Here is a 15,396-nt window from a genome sequence, read left to right on the forward strand (position 1 = left end):
AAAAAAAGGAGAGTTTTACATGAAAAATTTAAAGAAAATAGTAGCAGTTGCATTGAGTGCCATGGCACTAGTTGGAGTATTAGCAGGTTGCGGTTCAACAACGACTACAAAAACACCTGATACCAAAACGGAGCAGACAGTTGCCAAGGGGAGCATTGAAGACATCAAAAAACGTGGGGTAATCAGAATCGGTGTATTTGGTGATAAACCTCCATTTGGTTTTGTGGATGCAAATGGCAAAAATCAAGGATTTGATGTTTATATTGCCAAACGATTTGCGAAAGATCTTCTTGGTGATGAATCCAAGATTGAGTATGTATTAGCTGAACCAGCGAGCAGAGTGGAATTCCTTGAGGCTAATAAGGTGGATCTTATTTTAGCAAACTTCACGGTTACTGAAGACAGAAAGAAAAAAGTTGATTTTGCGAATCCGTACATGAAAGTTGCTCTTGGTGTCGTGTCACCATCTGGTGAGCAGATTACTTCTGTCGATCAACTAAAAGGTAAAAAACTGATTGTGGTTAAAGGCACCACTGCTGAAACTTATTTCACCAAAAATCATCCAGATGTAGAATTATTAAAATTTGATCAAATTACACAATCCTTTGAGGCTTTGAAAGATAAACGTGGCGTTGCTTTGTCTAATGATAATACTTTACTATTTGCGTGGGCAAAGGAGAATGCAGGCTTTAATGTAGGTGTTTCAACATTAGGTAGTCTTGATACCATCGCGCCTGCTGTTAAAAAAGGTAATGCAGAACTCCTAAACTGGATTAACACAGAATTAGAAACTCTTGGTAAAGAAAATTTTGTTCACAAAGCTTATGATGCAACCTTAAAACCTGTGTATGGAGAAACTCTTAACCCAGAAGATATTGTTATCGAAGGTGGAAAATTAAAATAAGCTGATTTGGGAATCTAGAGGCTGTGAAGGGAACTCAACTTCACAGCCTTCGTTATTATAAGACTTTACTCTCTGCTGAGCCTTGATTAAAATCAAGTTTTCTTTATAAACAGATTTATTAATAAGCATTGACACCGATAAAGCATCATGTTATTATCAATAATAAAATTAATAGCATACTACTCTTATCCAGAGAGGTCGAGGGAATGGCCCGATGACACCCGGCAACCAGTGCAATTGCACAGAGGTGCTAATTCCAGCAGGAGCTTTCCTGTAAGATGAGAGAAAGGCGATTGTAGATGAATCCCCTTTCTTCGGAAAGGGGATATTTTTGGAATCAGAAAGTATAACACTTTCTCGATTACAAGCAAGGGCAACTAAGGCTTGGTGCAAGCCAAGTTTTCTTTGAGAATAATGACTGTAGAGGTGTTTATATGTTACCAAAAGAGAATAAAACAGTACTAAAATCAAAAAAAAATGCTGTTAGTCCTTGTGCCATGGATCAGATTATGACCATCTTGAACAATACGTTTCATGGAAATGTTGCTTTAATTTATCAAGATTCGCGTTTAGTGCAAATCGAAAGAAATGAAAAAATTAGGCCAGCGGAATTAAATGGAAAAAGTTGCGAACTACCGCAAGGGTTAAAAGAAAATTGTGATATTCCAGGGGTGAGGGCGAGAATTTTAGAAGCTTTTGAAAATATGGAATATGGGCAAGTTGTGATTGTAATTAAAGAAGGTCGGATCATTCAAATTGATCGTACGGAAAAACAGCGGTTTGCTGCCTTGGTGGGCCTCTATGGTGATGGTATATAAACGAAGAACAAGCTGATCAGTCAACTGAAGGCTAGTAATATAGATCAACAAAAAATGGAGGGTGTTATAATGGCATTACCAGAAAATTTGCGGTTTGAATCATTAGCTGTGCATGGAGGGCAAGAGCCAGATCCAACTACAGGATCAAGAGCAGTGCCTATTTATCAAACGACAGCTTATAATTTTAGGGATAGTGAACATGCGGCCAATTTATTTGAGCTAAAAGAAAGTGGCAATATTTATACCCGTCTTATGAATCCAACGACAGACGTACTAGAAAAAAGGATCGCAGCTTTAGAAGGTGGAGTAGGCGCTTTGGCTTTTGCCTCAGGACATGCAGCCATCAGTGCAGCGATTTTCAATATTGCCCAAGCGGGAGATGAAATTGTTAGTTCCTCTACTTTGTATGGTGGAACTTATAATATGTTTGCTTATAACCTGCCTCGCCTAGGAATTAAAGTGCATTTTGTTGATCCCAGTGATCCTGTTAATTTTGAAAAAGCCATTACGCCGAATACTAAGGCTTTGTATGCAGAAACCATTGGTAATCCTAAAATTGATGTCCTTGATATTGAAAAGGTGGCTGCAATTGCTCATAAGCATGGTATTCCTCTCATTGTTGATAGTACCTTTGCAACTCCTTATCTCTGTCGCCCAATCGACTTTGGTGCTGATATTGTCATTCACTCAGCGACGAAATTTATCGGTGGACATGGAACTTCAATGGGCGGGCTGGTCATTGATAGTGGAAAATTCGACTGGAATAATGGCAAATTCCCACTGCTCAGTGAACCAGATCCTAGTTATCATGGCTTAAAATATACAGAGGCTCTTGGACCTTTAGCTTATATCATTCGTCTGAGAGTACAAATTTTACGCGACTTAGGTGCTTGTTTAAGTCCTTTCAATAGTTTTGCATTTCTGCAAGGGCTAGAAACTCTTCATCTTCGTATGCAGCGTCATGCTGAAAACGCCTTGGCTGTTGCTCAATATCTTGAAAAACATGAACAGGTCAGTTGGGTCAGTTATCCAAGTCTGGCGAGCCATGCTGATTATGAAAAAGCACAAAAATATTTGCCAAAAGGCGCAGGTTCTATTTTTACCTTTGGTATTAAAGGCGGATTGGAAGCTGGTCGGAAATTAATCAATTCATTGAATTTATTTTCCTTGCTTGCAAACGTAGGGGATGCCAAGTCCTTGGTCATCCATCCCGCAAGTACGACTCATTCTCAACTTACTGCTGAGCAACGGGCTAGTGCTGGGGCACCAGATGATATGGTTCGATTGTCCATTGGGATTGAAGATGTCCGGGATATCATTGAAGATTTAGCGCAAGCATTAGAGGCCAGTAAATCTGTATAAAAATTTTAATATCATTTAGCTGATCATAATAAATGAAGGCTAAGGTGCCTCCTATTTGTGGGGGTTCCTTAGCCTTTCCTATATTTAATGAAGATGCAGTTACAAAAGCGAGGGACGCTTTGAAATAAAGATAAAGGGGATTAAGTCATGGGAGAAAATAAGGAGAAAATCAAAGAGCTTCATGAGTTATTGAGTGGATTTGGTAGTGTAGTAGTAGCCTTCTCAGGTGGTGTGGATAGTAGTTTTTTGGCAGCAGCAGCACTCCGTGCTGTGGGAGAAAAAGCAGTCGCTGTGACTGCTTTTTCAGAAACCTTGGCTGAAAGTGAAAAAGATGAAGCCATTTTACTTGCGAAAGAAATTGGTATTAAGCATATCCTTTTAAACATTAGTGAATTAAATAGTCCTGATTTTGTAGAGAATACAACGAGTCGTTGTTATCATTGCAAAAAAGAACGTTTTTCAGTGTTAGCCACTTGGGCCAAAGAACATGGGTATAACTGGATTCTTGAAGGATCAAATGCGGATGACTTATCCGATTATCGCCCAGGAATCAAAGCTGTCGAAGAACTTGAAAAAGTTCGAAGTCCTTTGCTTGAAGTGGGTCTTACTAAGGGGGAAATTCGGGAGATCTCAAAAGAATGGAATTTGCCGACCTGGGATAAATTAAGCGCAGCTTGCTTATCTTCTCGTGTAGCCTATGGTATTCCTGTGACTGCCGAGAGGCTTAAGCAAATTGAGATGGCCGAAGAATTGGTAAAAAGGTTTTGTTCAGGACAAGTTAGGGTTAGGCATCATGGCAATATTGCAAGGATTGAGGTGGCGCCAGAAAACATTGAACGGCTTGCTGCTCCTGAAATTGCCAATATACTTGAGGAAGGGCTGAAAGAAATCGGTTTCACTTACGTAACTCTCGATTTAGCGGGTTACCGCATGGGAAGTATGAATGCCAATATATAGTATTTTTTCATTTAGATTGACAGATGAAAATACTGGTGATATACTAAAAAAAATCAATATCGAGAGCTGATTGGAAAAACCAAAGGCCGAAGATGTCTCCTTTATAGGGGGCGTCCGAGGCCTTTTTTATTTTTTAATCACTCACAGTAAATAAGGAGATGATTTAATGGCAGGTACAACACAAGCAACACTTCCTTGGTATCAAAGAGAAGATACATGGGCAATTATCATTGCTTTGGGACTTGTATTCGGGATTACGATTGCATTTTTTGGTGGAGCGATCGGAGTATTTAAGTCAATGGCAGTTGGTATTCCTGGATGGTCGAATGATGTAAGTAAAGTGACTGAAGGGCTTAGTAAAAATATTTCTGGACTTTTTATATTATATGGATTTTTTTTAGTTGCTTTTTCAATTGGCGCCCGTGTGATGGGGTATAATGTAAAACATTTTATTGCAGGTTTTACCGCATTATATATGATATCAATCATTGTTTCTATTTTGGGTTCTAATAAATTTGTCAAAGATTGGCAGCTAGAGACACCAGTACTTGCTTTGCTCGTCGGTCTGCTCATTGGGAATGCTGTGACTTTACCCAAGTGGTTTCAAGCAGGCTTAAAAACTGAATACTACGTAAAAACGGGTATTGTTCTTATGGGAGCGACCTTACCCTTTACAATTATTATGCAAGCAGGTCCCTTAGCAATCTTGCAAGCGACAATTGTGTCTGTGAGCACTTTTGGGGTGATTTATTTTACGGCAACTCGTTTATTCGGTATGGACCAACGTTTTGCTGCTTGCTTAGGAGCGGGTGGGTCCATCTGCGGTGTATCGGCTGCGATTGCAATTGGTGGTGCATGCCGTGCCAAAAAGGAACATGTTTCAGTAGCCATTTCCATGGTAATTGTATGGGCTGTTGTAATGATTTTTGTACTTCCTTTGTGGGCTAAGCAATTGGGTATGGCTGCTGGTCCTGCGGGAGCCTGGATTGGTACGTCGGAGTTTGCAGATGCCGCTGGTTTTGCGGCTGCGGAGGCTATGGGGGATGAAAGAGCTGTTAAAACCTTTACACTAATGAAAATTGTTGGTCGTGATATGTTTGTCGGCATATGGGCCATTATGGTTGCTTTTTTATCAGTGACAGTGTGGGAAAATAAAAATTCTGCTACCGCTGAGCGTATTGATAAAGGGGAAATTTGGCGCCGCTTTCCCAAATTTATCATTGGTTTTTTTGCAGCATCCATCTTTATTACTGTGCTGCTTGCGATGATAGAACCTAAAACTGCATCGACTTTTTCAAAAGAGGCGTTAGGTTACATCAAGACTTTGCGTGGTTGGGCATTTACGTGGACTTTTTTAAGCATTGGATTTACGACTCGTTTTCGTGAGTTAACTTCTTTCGGCTGGAAGCCGCTAGTCGCCTTTGCAATTGGTGTATTGATTAATGTTCCTCTTGGTTATTGGTTATCAAACGTATTATTTGTAAATTATTGGATGAATATCTAATGATTTAAACTTCATGAAACTAAAAAAATGACTAAAAGATTAGATTGCCACGGCATTAAAGGAGAAATCATGGAAAAATCAATGGTAGATCATATGACTCGTATTATTCTAAAACCAGTGGAAGAACCTGTATTTTTTGGTCATTTTCCTAAGAATCATGAGGTTGATGCCCGATCTGTAAGGGATTTTGGTCTTCAATTACAACATAAAGCAGAACGGGTTGCTTTAATGATGGAATTGCTTGCGGTAAAGGGATTTGCTTTTAGTTTTCATAAAAATGCTATTTTTGCTGATTCATCAGTGATGGAAGCTCAAGAAGCAAAGGAATACCTACTTGAGAATGGATTCCATGATCAAGAATTTCAAATCTTTCTAGAATATGGACGAAAATGGGGAATTATGTAAAGAAGTCTGTCTTCCATCGGTTTTTTTACCGATGGGAGACAGACTTCTATCATACAGGTTATTATAACAAGGAAAGATCGAAAGGTGTTTCTTGGTAAACATAGTAATTCAGCCAATTAGAAAAAAGCAGGTTGGCTGCACTACGCCAAAGAACAACTGGTGGTTGTGTCGGGTCATCATTGGGATAATAATTTTGTGGGATTTGAACTGAGAGGCCTTGGGCAAGATCACGGTCATATTCAGCTTTGAGGGAGAGAGGATCATACTCCGAATGACCTGCGATGAAAAATTGTCGGCCTTTTAGATCGGCAGCGGCATAAACACCAGAGACCTCAGATTCAGAAAGAATGTGTAGTTCTGGAATCTTCTCAATATCTTCTCTTTTAAATTCAGTATGCCTAGAATGAGGAACGTGGAAGATATCATCAAAACCACGGAATAATTTGATCGGTTGTGTACAGCTTTTTTGGTGAGGAAAAACTCCAAATATTTTTTGAGCAAGGTCATACTTTGGAATGCCATAATGATAGTAGAGTCCAGCTTGAGAAGCCCAACAAATGTGGAGAGTCGAATATACGTGGGTTTTACTCCATTCCATGATTTTGCACAATTCATCCCAATAGGCAACTTCCTCAAAAGGAAGCTGTTCGACAGGTGCACCTGTAATGATCATACCGTCATAGTTACGATCCTTTACATCGTCGAATGTTTCATAAAATTTAATGAGATGTTCTTGAGAGGTATTTGTAGGTGAATAGGTAGCCGTATACATGAAGTCGACTTCTACTTGTAAAGGTGAGTTACCTAGCAGACGAAGAAGTTGTGTTTCAGTTGTGATTTTGATTGGCATTAGATTTAAAATTAATATTCTAAGAGGACGTATATCTTGTGTATAAGCCCGGTTTTCATGAATGACAAAGATGTTTTCGCTTTCAAGGATATTAGTAGCCGGTAAGTTATTGGGAATTTTGATTGGCATGTTGTATTCCTCCATTTTTTCTTTGTATGTAAAAGAGCCCCTTTCCGAGGAAAGGGGCTCTTTAAACCGCACATTCCTCTCATCTTTCAGGATTACTCCTGCTGGAATTAGCACCGTTGCATTGCTGCCGGCTGCCGGGTGTCATAGGGCCAGTCCCTCGACCTCTCTAGATAAGAGTTTATTATTTATTTTTTTATTATAATATCATAAGCAATCAGTAAAGTCAAAGTGAAATTCAATTGATGGATTATAATTTCATTAAGGATTAATTTTCAAGCAATTTAAGTCCTAGATCGTTGACCGTTTGTATATCTTTATCAGCACCGCGTCCTTGTGTTGTTAGATAGTTGCCAATCAGCATACCGTTGATACCAGATAAAAAACCTAAAGGAACGAGTTCGCCTAGATTGCGTTCTCTGCCGCCAGCATAACGAAGAATTTTGGTTGGCAGAATCAAACGGAAAATGGCAAAAGTTTGTAAAATTTCCATAGGATTTAGTTTTTCTTGATTTTCCAGCGCTGTGCCTTTAACTGGGTTTAAGACGTTAATGGGAATTGAGTCTACGTTTAATTCTTTAAGGGTGAAGGCCAGTTCAATGCGTTGACGCCATGTTTCGCCCATACCGATAATTCCACCGGAACACACTTCAATATCAGCGGCTTTTACACGTTTGATTGTATCAATACGTTCTTGATAGGTGTGGCTTGTACAGATTTCTTTAAAATAACTTTCACTTGTTTCTAAGTTATGATGATAGCGAGTAATACCTGCTTCTTTTAAAGCACTTACATGGTCTTCTTGGAGTGTTCCAAGTGAACAACAACGTTGCAGGGAGGTTTCAGTGCCAATTCGTTCAATTGCAGCGGTGATTTTTGCGAAATCTCGATCGCCTTCCATACCACAGCCAGATGTTACGACGCAGAAACGGTAAGCATGATCGGCTTCGGCTTTTTGCGCAGCTTTGATAATATCATCTTCATTCATGAGAGGATATACATCCACATCCACATCGTGATGGACAGATTGGGCACAAAACTTACAGTTTTCAGAGCAGCCGCCTGAACGAGCATTGAGAATTTGGCATGTATCAACATAAGAACCTGTAAATTTCTCGCGAATTTTATTGGCTACGCCTAGCAGCATTGGAATATCTGCTTCCTCAATTGTTGTTAAAGCCATTGCCTCATCAAAAGTAATGTCATTGCCATTTAATATTTTTTTGCCTAATGAAAAAATTAAATCATAGTTTGTCATGGTAATTCCTCCTCTTATTAGTTAGTCTTTTAAAATTTGGCTGGGACTAAGCCTGCATCTTGTACCATTTGAAAATCTGCTGCAGAATCGCGACCGCTGAAGGTTAGATAATTGCCAATAATAAGTCCATTTGCTCCTGAAAGCATAAGTTGACCTTGCATATCTCGTAGGTTTAGCTCACGGCCGCCAGCGGGGCGGATGATTTTATTAGGTAAAATAAAACGAAAAATAGCAAAGGATTTGATAATATCTAAAGGTGTTGGAGGAGTGACATCCTCAAAGGCAGTTCCTTTAATTGGATTAAGAATATTGATTGGAATAGAAGTTGCATCTAGTTCTCGCAAAGAAAAAGCTAAATCAACACGATCTTGCCAAGATTCACCCATACCAATAATTCCACCAGTACAAAGTTCCATACCAGCTGTTTTCGCAGCTTGAATCGTTGCTAAACGTTCTTCATAAGAGTGAGTTGTGCATACAAAAGGATAGAAATTTTTGCTCGTTTCTAAATTATGAGCGTATCGTTTGATGCCGCTAGCTGCTAATGCATGCGCTTGGGCAAGGGTCAAGGTACCAAGGTTAGCGCAAACTTTTAGATCTGTTTTATCCATAATCGATTCGATTGCTGTAATAATATTTTGAAAATCTGGATCATGATCCATTCCTTTACCACTCGTGACAATACTGATCCGTTTAGCCCCTTCTTGCTGGGCTTTTTGAGCAGAGTGGGTAATTTCTGCAGTGCTCCGTAAGTCATAAACTGGGGCATCGGTAGAGTGATAGACAGATTGGGAGCAAAATTTACAGTCTTCTGAACACATACCAGAGCGTGCGCTCACCAATCCACACATGTCAACCTCATTACCAGTAAACTTCTGGCGAATTTTATTCGCAAAAGCCGCAAGTAGGGGAATATCATCAGTCATTACTGTTGTTAGCTCAAGGGAATCTTCATAACTAATTTGATTGCCTTGTAATATGTATTCTCCAAGGGCAATAATGCCACGATAATCCATGTCTAGCCTCCTTGTATTTACCATATAAAACGTTGTTGAGTTAGAGATGGTAAATTTAATGTTAACTAATTAAAAATAAATGGTTAACGATTTGAATAAATGTATTTTACTACTTTTTTCAAAGATTGTAAAATACATTTTTCAATCTTTAAATTTAATCTTCTGGTAAGGATAACATGAAGTATCTTAACTGAGTAAGTTTATCAATTACAAAGAAAGACTTGGTGCACTTCATCAATGCATCAAGTCTTTCTTTCAGATGGTACGGCTGATTTTAAACGGGTTTAAAAGGATTAAATGAAAATAGGCGACCATTTGGCGTCGAATATAATACTTTTTGTTTTCTCTTTTTGGTGATTGGTGTATGAAGTGAATAATTAAGTAATAATTCGTGAGATAGCTCAGGATAAGGTGTACCATCAAGTTTTTTTACTTGGTCTTTTTTGATCCATTCTTCGATATCGGCAAATGTGAATTCAGTTGGTAATCGTTCAATATCAACCGCTAATTTCATATCTTCAATGAGAGCAGCATCACACATTTTAATTGGTTCAGCATTTTTAGTTTCAGTTCTTTCCATTAGGTCATAGTCCCCCTTTAAAATTCCTAGCTTCATAATAAGTGATACATTTCTTAATAACTGATTCGAATGTCGCCATCTTTAAATATTTCAATATCAGTATAGCTATCCATGATCTTCAGAGCTGTTTTTTTGTCTACCGTATTCAGATCAGCAGATCCATCAATGATATCATGATAATGATCAAAAATTCCTGGGTTATTAATTGCCATATACGAATGCACGCCATCCTTATAACCGGCAGGTGCTAGTTTGATACCATGTTTTCGTAACCATAAGACTGTCTCATCATGACTGCGAGTGCTTTTGGTCAAATGAGTGATAAGATGGCGATCGGTGCCAACATGACCAATTCGAAAGTGGTCTAGACATTCTTGACAAATGCCTTTGTTACCTACTAGAGGTATTGCTACGGCTTTGTCCTCATAGCAATAAAAACATGTACCATTCTGGCTGCGACGCCACTTGTAAATGTCTTCATATGTTTTTTTCTTGCGAAACTGCATGAAGTGATTCTCCCTATATTGTTTAATGATATGACACTAGTATACCTATTTTGTATGGTCTTGTACACTTTTTGCGACTGAGTATCCATTAAATTTTTAAAAATATAAATTTAGACGTTCAATTATGTTGAGTTAAGAGGTCATCCAAAGAAAATGTGGTAAACGGTACATACTAATAATAAGTATATTGAAAAAATAGTTGAGTTAATAAGTGAATTTCAGTATGATAGATAAGATGAAGATTAAAATCATAGTTAAGGAGTTGGCGATTTTTGTTAATACCATGGGAAATATTATGTGAAGATAATGAAGAAACCCAGAATTTATTAGAAAAAATAGTGGAGGTCGCAGCCGCTGATCCTCTTATATTTGATGCCGTAGTGCGAGGGATATTACATCAAAATCCATATATTCGAATACAAGCTGCTGAGATGGCAGAAAGAGTCACCCAAGTTAGACCGTTGTTTTTAACGCCTTATAAAAGGTTATTATTGAAAGAATTAGCTTTCATTGAAGAAATGGAAGTACGCCAGCAAGTTGCTTTGTTGTACGGACGGGTATTTTGGGATGAATGGGATTTGAAGCAAGTTGTTGTTTTGCTGGGAGAATGGATTGAAAAAAAACAAGCTGAGCAGATTGTGAACAATTCACTAGAGTCGTTACATACGCTCGCCATGCAGAAAGAATGGATTAGCCCTATTTACTTTCAACATTTGAAAAATGCCAGAGAAGAAACAAAATTGCCATTTCACGATCTTACAATTCCTGAATGATCGTTGTTGGAGGTTATTAATGAAAAATAGAGTGATGACTAGAAGTTGTTTATTAGCCATCTTAATTTTGGCATGGGGACTTTCTATTGTTTTGGCAGCAGGAGAGTTAAAAGCCACAGAGGTTCCTAAGCAGCTATTGAAAACAGATGTTTTTGTTGATCTCACCATTATGGGAGACCCGATTGCCACGAGGGAGCAGTGTGTTGATTATCTCTTTCGGCGCAATCCTTTTCCCCTGATTAATACGACACCGAAGGAATTGGTTGATTATTATTATGTAGAGGGCGGGCGCGAGGGGATTCGTCCTGACGTGGCTTTTGCCCAGGCATTACATGAGACTGGAAACTTTCGCTATGGTGGCGATGTAATCAGTCTGCAGAATAACTATTGTGGTTTAGGGACTACTGGTCAAGGGGTAAAGGGTGCTTGGTTTTCCTCACCTGAAATTGGTGTGCGCGCACAAATTCAGCATCTTTTAGCATATACAACGACTCGTCCCCCTTCATTGCCAATTGTTGATCCGCGCTATGAGTTAGTAAAGCGGTCAGAGAAGTTTGGACAATCCTATACATGGACAGATCTAAATGGTAAATGGGCAGTACCAGGGAAGACCTATGGGCAGATGATTTTAAAAATACATGAAAAAATTCTAACTGGGCAGTAAATGCCTTTGGAAAGAAATAAACGACTAGTATTATATGAAATGATTGAAAAAACTGATCTTGATTTCATTTGAGATCAGTTTTTTTGCATTCATTTCCTCTAATAATGTTATAATGATGAAAGAAAATATAACTATGTGGAGGCTATCAAATGTATTCTAGAATCTTATCATTATTGTTTATGATCATGTGTATTGGGGGCGGAATTGTTTCGGCGGCTCAGCCAGCGCCTCAGATAGAGGCGGAAGCTGCAGTGTTAATGGTTTCTAATACAAGAGAGGTTTTATTTGATAAAAAACCTTATGATATTATGTATCCAGCAAGTACAACTAAGATCATGACATTGATTACGGCTCTTGAAAAGGGAGATCCTAATAGCATTGTGACTGTAAGCCCTAAAGCTGCAACCTGTGAAGGGTCAAGCCTTGAACTAAAAGCTGGTGAACGATTGACATTGCACGATGCAATGTATGGAATGATGCTTGTCTCAGGTAATGATTCTGCAGAAGCCATTGCTGAAAGTGTCGGAGGTTCCATTCCTTCATTTGCCAAAATGATGACTGATAAAGCAGAAAAAATTGGCGCACTGCAGACACATTTTTCTAATCCTCATGGATTGCCAGATCCTTTCAACCATTTTACGACGGCCTATGACTTAGCCCTTATAACGGCCTATGGAATGGAAAACAAAGAGTTTGCAAACATTGTATCGACACGCGAATATGATGTAAATTTTTTGAATGGCAAGAAGACTCATGTTAAAAATACCAATAAATTTTTAAAAAGTTATGCTGGTGCCAACGGTGTGAAGACCGGTTATACAGATGCTGCAGGAGATTGTCTAGTAGCCGCTGCAAAACGAGATGGAGTACAATTAATTGCTGTCATCTTAAACGATGATGAGCGTTGGGATGATGCTGCCAAACTTCTAGACTATGGGTTTGCTCAAATTGCTCAGTCAAAGATCAAAAAATAAGTTAAAAATATCAACTAGGGAGCAAAAAAAGAAAATTTTGGTATATGTTTTTACGATAAGAACTGATAAAATTAAAATATAATACTAACGAAGGGGGATCAACGTGCAACATCAATATAAACAAGAAAAACAAATGCAAATGAATGACAAGCCATTAATTAAAAGTGATAATAAAATGTATCGTGTTCAGAACCCTATACGTAGCCAACTATCATTGACTGTATTTTTTCTGTTTAAATCCTATATTTCTAGTAGTGTGACGAAAACAACAAAAGCTCACCCAAGAATTAACATTATTTTTGATAGGATCGGCGGATCTTGGTGGAAGCCCGAATACCTTATCATAGTTGGCGGAAAGACAAAGAAGGATGTTCAGGCTGCTGCCGAAATGTTACAAAAGAATTTAAATGGTGGAAGAACAAAAAACTAGTGAAATCTAAAGTAAGTCTCTATAAAATCAGTAAAACCGCAGGTTTAATCACCTGTGGTTCTTTTTACATTCGATTAAATTCTATAGTCTAGTCTATACACTAAGAAACTATGACGAGGATCATTATCATATAGATAAGGTAATTTTATTTCATTCAAAAGTACAAAAGGGGTATTGTTTTCTAGAAAGTATATATAATCATAGGATGGATAAAACAATATAATATCGACTGTTCTTTCATAGTCTTCTACAGAAAGCAAAATATTTCCGATCACCTTTATAAATATTTGTATCGAAAAAGGGTTAAAGAAGTAGAATTTATTATCTGAGGGATTTATATGATATTCTTCTGCAAAGCAATTTAAGAAATCTATTTTAGTTATTTTCTTTTTATGTTTCTTTAAATAATCTCTTTTATTATCAATCGCTTGTTTATAGAAAAAGGTATTCATTTCTATACCTGTAACCGTGGAGTCAAAAAAGTGATTTATGTAAAAGTTAAGCCTTCCTTTGCCACAGCCGAAGTCAACGATATGATCTTCTGCTGTAAAATGATATTGCTTAGATAATATTTCTAATACAGAGTAGGAGGTTGGTTCATATCTGTTATAGTGAAATGATTCATTAAATATTTTTTGTTCTCCTGAGGTTTTTATATTCAATAGTTTTTCATAATATTGTTCTTTCATTATAGTTCCTCTCTAGCTTTAAATTTTATGTAAGTTTAACTAACTATGTTAAAGTATATAACTATAAAATACATAGAGCAAATAAGGCTGATTTTATGTAAGCTAAAATGAAAAATGAAAAAATTTAAGTAAATAGATAAAGGGTGTCCCATAATAGGAAGAAAGATCCTACTATGGGACACCCTTGGTGTTATTTTAATCGTTAACTATTTCTAATATATCCGTGACATTATCAGAATCCATCGCACAAATAACATATTTATCTTTATACTTAGCAATATCTTCACGTACTGGTAAAACTACAGTTCTTCTACTGCCATCCATAAAAGCTATATTAACGATTGTTTGATTTCCTTTAGTTACAACATCAGCGACTTTGCCTGTATTGATTCTTGAATCACCTATTGTTTGATTGCCTTCGTTTATAGAATTAGTTTCTGTCATCAAAACACCTCCTTTGATCATAGTATCTCCATTAAATAGTTTCAAATGAGGTGAAGAAAAAAGAGATTTTGTTATTTAATGATAAATGCCCCTAACAGCAGGAATCAATTGACAGAAAGAAGATCTTCTGATAGCATAGAAAAAATAATTGGTGTAAGATATTGTCGTGATTTTATTGTTGCATGAAAGAGAGAAGAATATGACTGAAGTTTTATTAAAGGCAATGGCTTTTGTATCTATTATTATATTGGGTTACACCTTAAAAAGAATAGGCTTTTTTATGCCTAATGATTATAAGATGATCTCAAAAATCGTGATGAACCTTACGCTGCCGGCAGCAGTGATTACTGGTTTTGCAAATTTTCAAATGGATATTTCCCTTATCTATGTTGTTTTACTTGGACTCCTATGTAATGTATTTATGGTATCACTAGGTTTTTGGGCCGGAGCTAAGAATGACGATAATAAAGCTTTTTATATGCTGAATTTTTCAGGGTATAATATCGGCTGCTTTACCTTGCCTTTTGTTCAGAATTTCCTTGGTCCCTTTGGTGTAGTAGCCACCTGTATGTTTGATTCAGGAAATTCCATTATGTGTACAGGAGGTACGTATGCAGCGGCTGCCAGTGTAGTTGGGGTTGGAGAAAAAGGCCATGCTGGTATGCGATTAATCAAAACCTTATTTTCTTCAGTTCCGTTTACTACCTATATAGCAATGCTGTTGCTATCGCTACTTGGGATTCACTTTCCTGTAGCAGTGAACAGCCTAATTTCCATCATTGCTGGCGCTAATAGTTTTTTAGCTATGCTCATGATTGGTATGATGATTGAGATTGATTTAGAGCCAAAGCACCTTAAGCAAGCAGCGTTTATATTGTCAGTTCGATATTTATTAGCGTCAATTTTTGCTGTGATCTTTTATTTTTATACACCATTTTCCCTAGAAGTCAGGCAAGTATTAGTACTTGTTATTTTTGCTCCTATTTCAGCCCTTGTTCCTGTTTTTACAGAGAAATGCAAAGGCAATACAGCATTATCAAGTTTTACGAATTCAATATCAATCTTACTGAGCATTACTATCATGACAATTCTATTGGTCGTTATGAAGGTTGGGTAAACTCAAAAAGAAACATCTG

Annotated in this window: 18 protein-coding genes and 2 riboswitches; of the genes, 11 read left to right on the plus strand and 7 right to left on the minus strand. The window is 37.5% G+C overall.

What is annotated here, in order from left to right; translation table 11 throughout:
- The first annotated feature begins 19 nt into the window (after nt 1-19).
- The 6 genes from ACAN52_RS06520 to ACAN52_RS06545 all read left to right on the plus strand — a co-directional run bounded on the left by ACAN52_RS06520 (nt 20) and on the right by ACAN52_RS06545 (nt 5,950).
- Nucleotides 20-904, plus strand: a complete 885-nt coding sequence (locus ACAN52_RS06520; protein ID WP_378953704.1) for a cysteine ABC transporter substrate-binding protein — start codon at nt 20-22, stop codon at nt 902-904.
- Between the two features lie 182 nt (nt 905-1,086).
- A riboswitch (SAM riboswitch) is annotated at nt 1,087-1,189 on the plus strand.
- 149 nt (nt 1,190-1,338) lie between these two features.
- Complete coding sequence (locus tag ACAN52_RS06525) at nt 1,339-1,722, plus strand: DUF2292 domain-containing protein (protein WP_378953705.1); 384 nt, start codon at nt 1,339-1,341, stop codon at nt 1,720-1,722.
- A gap of 69 nt (nt 1,723-1,791) precedes the next feature.
- The gene (locus tag ACAN52_RS06530; RefSeq protein WP_378953707.1) at nt 1,792-3,084 is read left to right on the plus strand and encodes a homocysteine synthase; all 1,293 of its coding nucleotides are present in this window, start codon (nt 1,792-1,794) and stop codon (nt 3,082-3,084) included.
- Nucleotides 3,085-3,231: 147 nt separating this feature from the next.
- The gene (gene larE / locus ACAN52_RS06535; RefSeq protein WP_378953708.1) at nt 3,232-4,041 is read left to right on the plus strand and encodes an ATP-dependent sacrificial sulfur transferase LarE; all 810 of its coding nucleotides are present in this window, start codon (nt 3,232-3,234) and stop codon (nt 4,039-4,041) included.
- A 166-nt stretch (nt 4,042-4,207) separates the two neighbouring features.
- On the plus strand, nt 4,208-5,545 hold the full coding sequence (locus ACAN52_RS06540; protein WP_378953710.1) for a YeiH family protein: 1,338 nt from the start codon (nt 4,208-4,210) through the stop codon (nt 5,543-5,545).
- Between the two features lie 69 nt (nt 5,546-5,614).
- The gene (locus ACAN52_RS06545; RefSeq protein ID WP_378953711.1) at nt 5,615-5,950 is read left to right on the plus strand and encodes a hypothetical protein; all 336 of its coding nucleotides are present in this window, start codon (nt 5,615-5,617) and stop codon (nt 5,948-5,950) included.
- A 61-nt stretch (nt 5,951-6,011) separates the two neighbouring features.
- Here the strand turns inward: ACAN52_RS06545 and metA are convergent, their stop codons facing one another.
- The 5 genes from metA to ACAN52_RS06570 all read right to left on the minus strand — a co-directional run bounded on the left by metA (nt 6,012) and on the right by ACAN52_RS06570 (nt 10,286).
- Entirely contained in the window at nt 6,012-6,929 is a 918-nt protein-coding gene (gene metA / locus ACAN52_RS06550) for a homoserine O-succinyltransferase (protein WP_378953713.1), read from the minus strand.
- Between the two features lie 76 nt (nt 6,930-7,005).
- Nucleotides 7,006-7,106: riboswitch (SAM riboswitch) on the minus strand.
- A gap of 88 nt (nt 7,107-7,194) precedes the next feature.
- Nucleotides 7,195-8,184, minus strand: coding sequence for a biotin synthase BioB (gene bioB / locus ACAN52_RS06555; protein ID WP_378953714.1), 990 nt, complete (start codon nt 8,182-8,184; stop codon nt 7,195-7,197).
- A 29-nt stretch (nt 8,185-8,213) separates the two neighbouring features.
- Nucleotides 8,214-9,200 carry a biotin synthase BioB gene (bioB, locus tag ACAN52_RS06560; protein ID WP_378953716.1) on the minus strand — a complete coding sequence of 329 codons (987 nt, stop codon included), beginning with the start codon at nt 9,198-9,200 and terminating at the stop codon, nt 8,214-8,216.
- A gap of 274 nt (nt 9,201-9,474) precedes the next feature.
- Nucleotides 9,475-9,780, minus strand: a complete 306-nt coding sequence (locus ACAN52_RS06565; protein WP_378953717.1) for a hypothetical protein — start codon at nt 9,778-9,780, stop codon at nt 9,475-9,477.
- 53 nt (nt 9,781-9,833) lie between these two features.
- Nucleotides 9,834-10,286: a hypothetical protein gene (locus ACAN52_RS06570; RefSeq protein WP_378953719.1), complete on the minus strand. Its 453-nt coding sequence runs from the start codon at nt 10,284-10,286 to the stop codon at nt 9,834-9,836.
- Between the two features lie 272 nt (nt 10,287-10,558).
- Here ACAN52_RS06570 and ACAN52_RS06575 point away from each other — a divergent pair, with 272 nt between their 5' ends.
- The 4 genes from ACAN52_RS06575 (at nt 10,559) to ACAN52_RS06590 (ending at nt 13,127) form a co-directional block, all read left to right on the plus strand.
- On the plus strand, nt 10,559-11,059 hold the full coding sequence (locus ACAN52_RS06575; RefSeq protein WP_378953720.1) for a hypothetical protein: 501 nt from the start codon (nt 10,559-10,561) through the stop codon (nt 11,057-11,059).
- 19 nt (nt 11,060-11,078) lie between these two features.
- Nucleotides 11,079-11,723 (plus strand): glucosaminidase domain-containing protein, encoded by a 645-nt coding sequence (locus ACAN52_RS06580; protein WP_378953722.1) that lies wholly within the window; start codon nt 11,079-11,081, stop codon nt 11,721-11,723.
- 149 nt (nt 11,724-11,872) lie between these two features.
- Nucleotides 11,873-12,697 carry a D-alanyl-D-alanine carboxypeptidase family protein gene (locus tag ACAN52_RS06585; RefSeq protein WP_378953723.1) on the plus strand — a complete coding sequence of 275 codons (825 nt, stop codon included), beginning with the start codon at nt 11,873-11,875 and terminating at the stop codon, nt 12,695-12,697.
- Nucleotides 12,698-12,800: 103 nt separating this feature from the next.
- Nucleotides 12,801-13,127, plus strand: coding sequence for a hypothetical protein (locus ACAN52_RS06590; RefSeq protein ID WP_378953725.1), 327 nt, complete (start codon nt 12,801-12,803; stop codon nt 13,125-13,127).
- A gap of 74 nt (nt 13,128-13,201) precedes the next feature.
- Here the strand turns inward: ACAN52_RS06590 and ACAN52_RS06595 are convergent, their stop codons facing one another.
- Together ACAN52_RS06595 and ACAN52_RS06600 are read right to left on the minus strand one after the other, a co-directional pair.
- A complete protein-coding gene (locus tag ACAN52_RS06595; protein WP_378953726.1) occupies nt 13,202-13,816 on the minus strand; it encodes a hypothetical protein in 615 nt (204 codons plus the stop codon).
- Between the two features lie 195 nt (nt 13,817-14,011).
- Nucleotides 14,012-14,260: a hypothetical protein gene (locus tag ACAN52_RS06600; RefSeq protein WP_378953728.1), complete on the minus strand. Its 249-nt coding sequence runs from the start codon at nt 14,258-14,260 to the stop codon at nt 14,012-14,014.
- A gap of 199 nt (nt 14,261-14,459) precedes the next feature.
- Here ACAN52_RS06600 and ACAN52_RS06605 point away from each other — a divergent pair, with 199 nt between their 5' ends.
- Nucleotides 14,460-15,377, plus strand: coding sequence for an AEC family transporter (locus tag ACAN52_RS06605; protein ID WP_378953729.1), 918 nt, complete (start codon nt 14,460-14,462; stop codon nt 15,375-15,377).
- Nucleotides 15,378-15,396 lie beyond the last annotated feature (19 nt).

Origin of the sequence: Pelosinus sp. sgz500959 (genome assembly GCF_042610375.1) — a bacterium.
GTDB lineage: Bacteria > Bacillota > Negativicutes > DSM-13327 > DSM-13327 > CTSoil-075.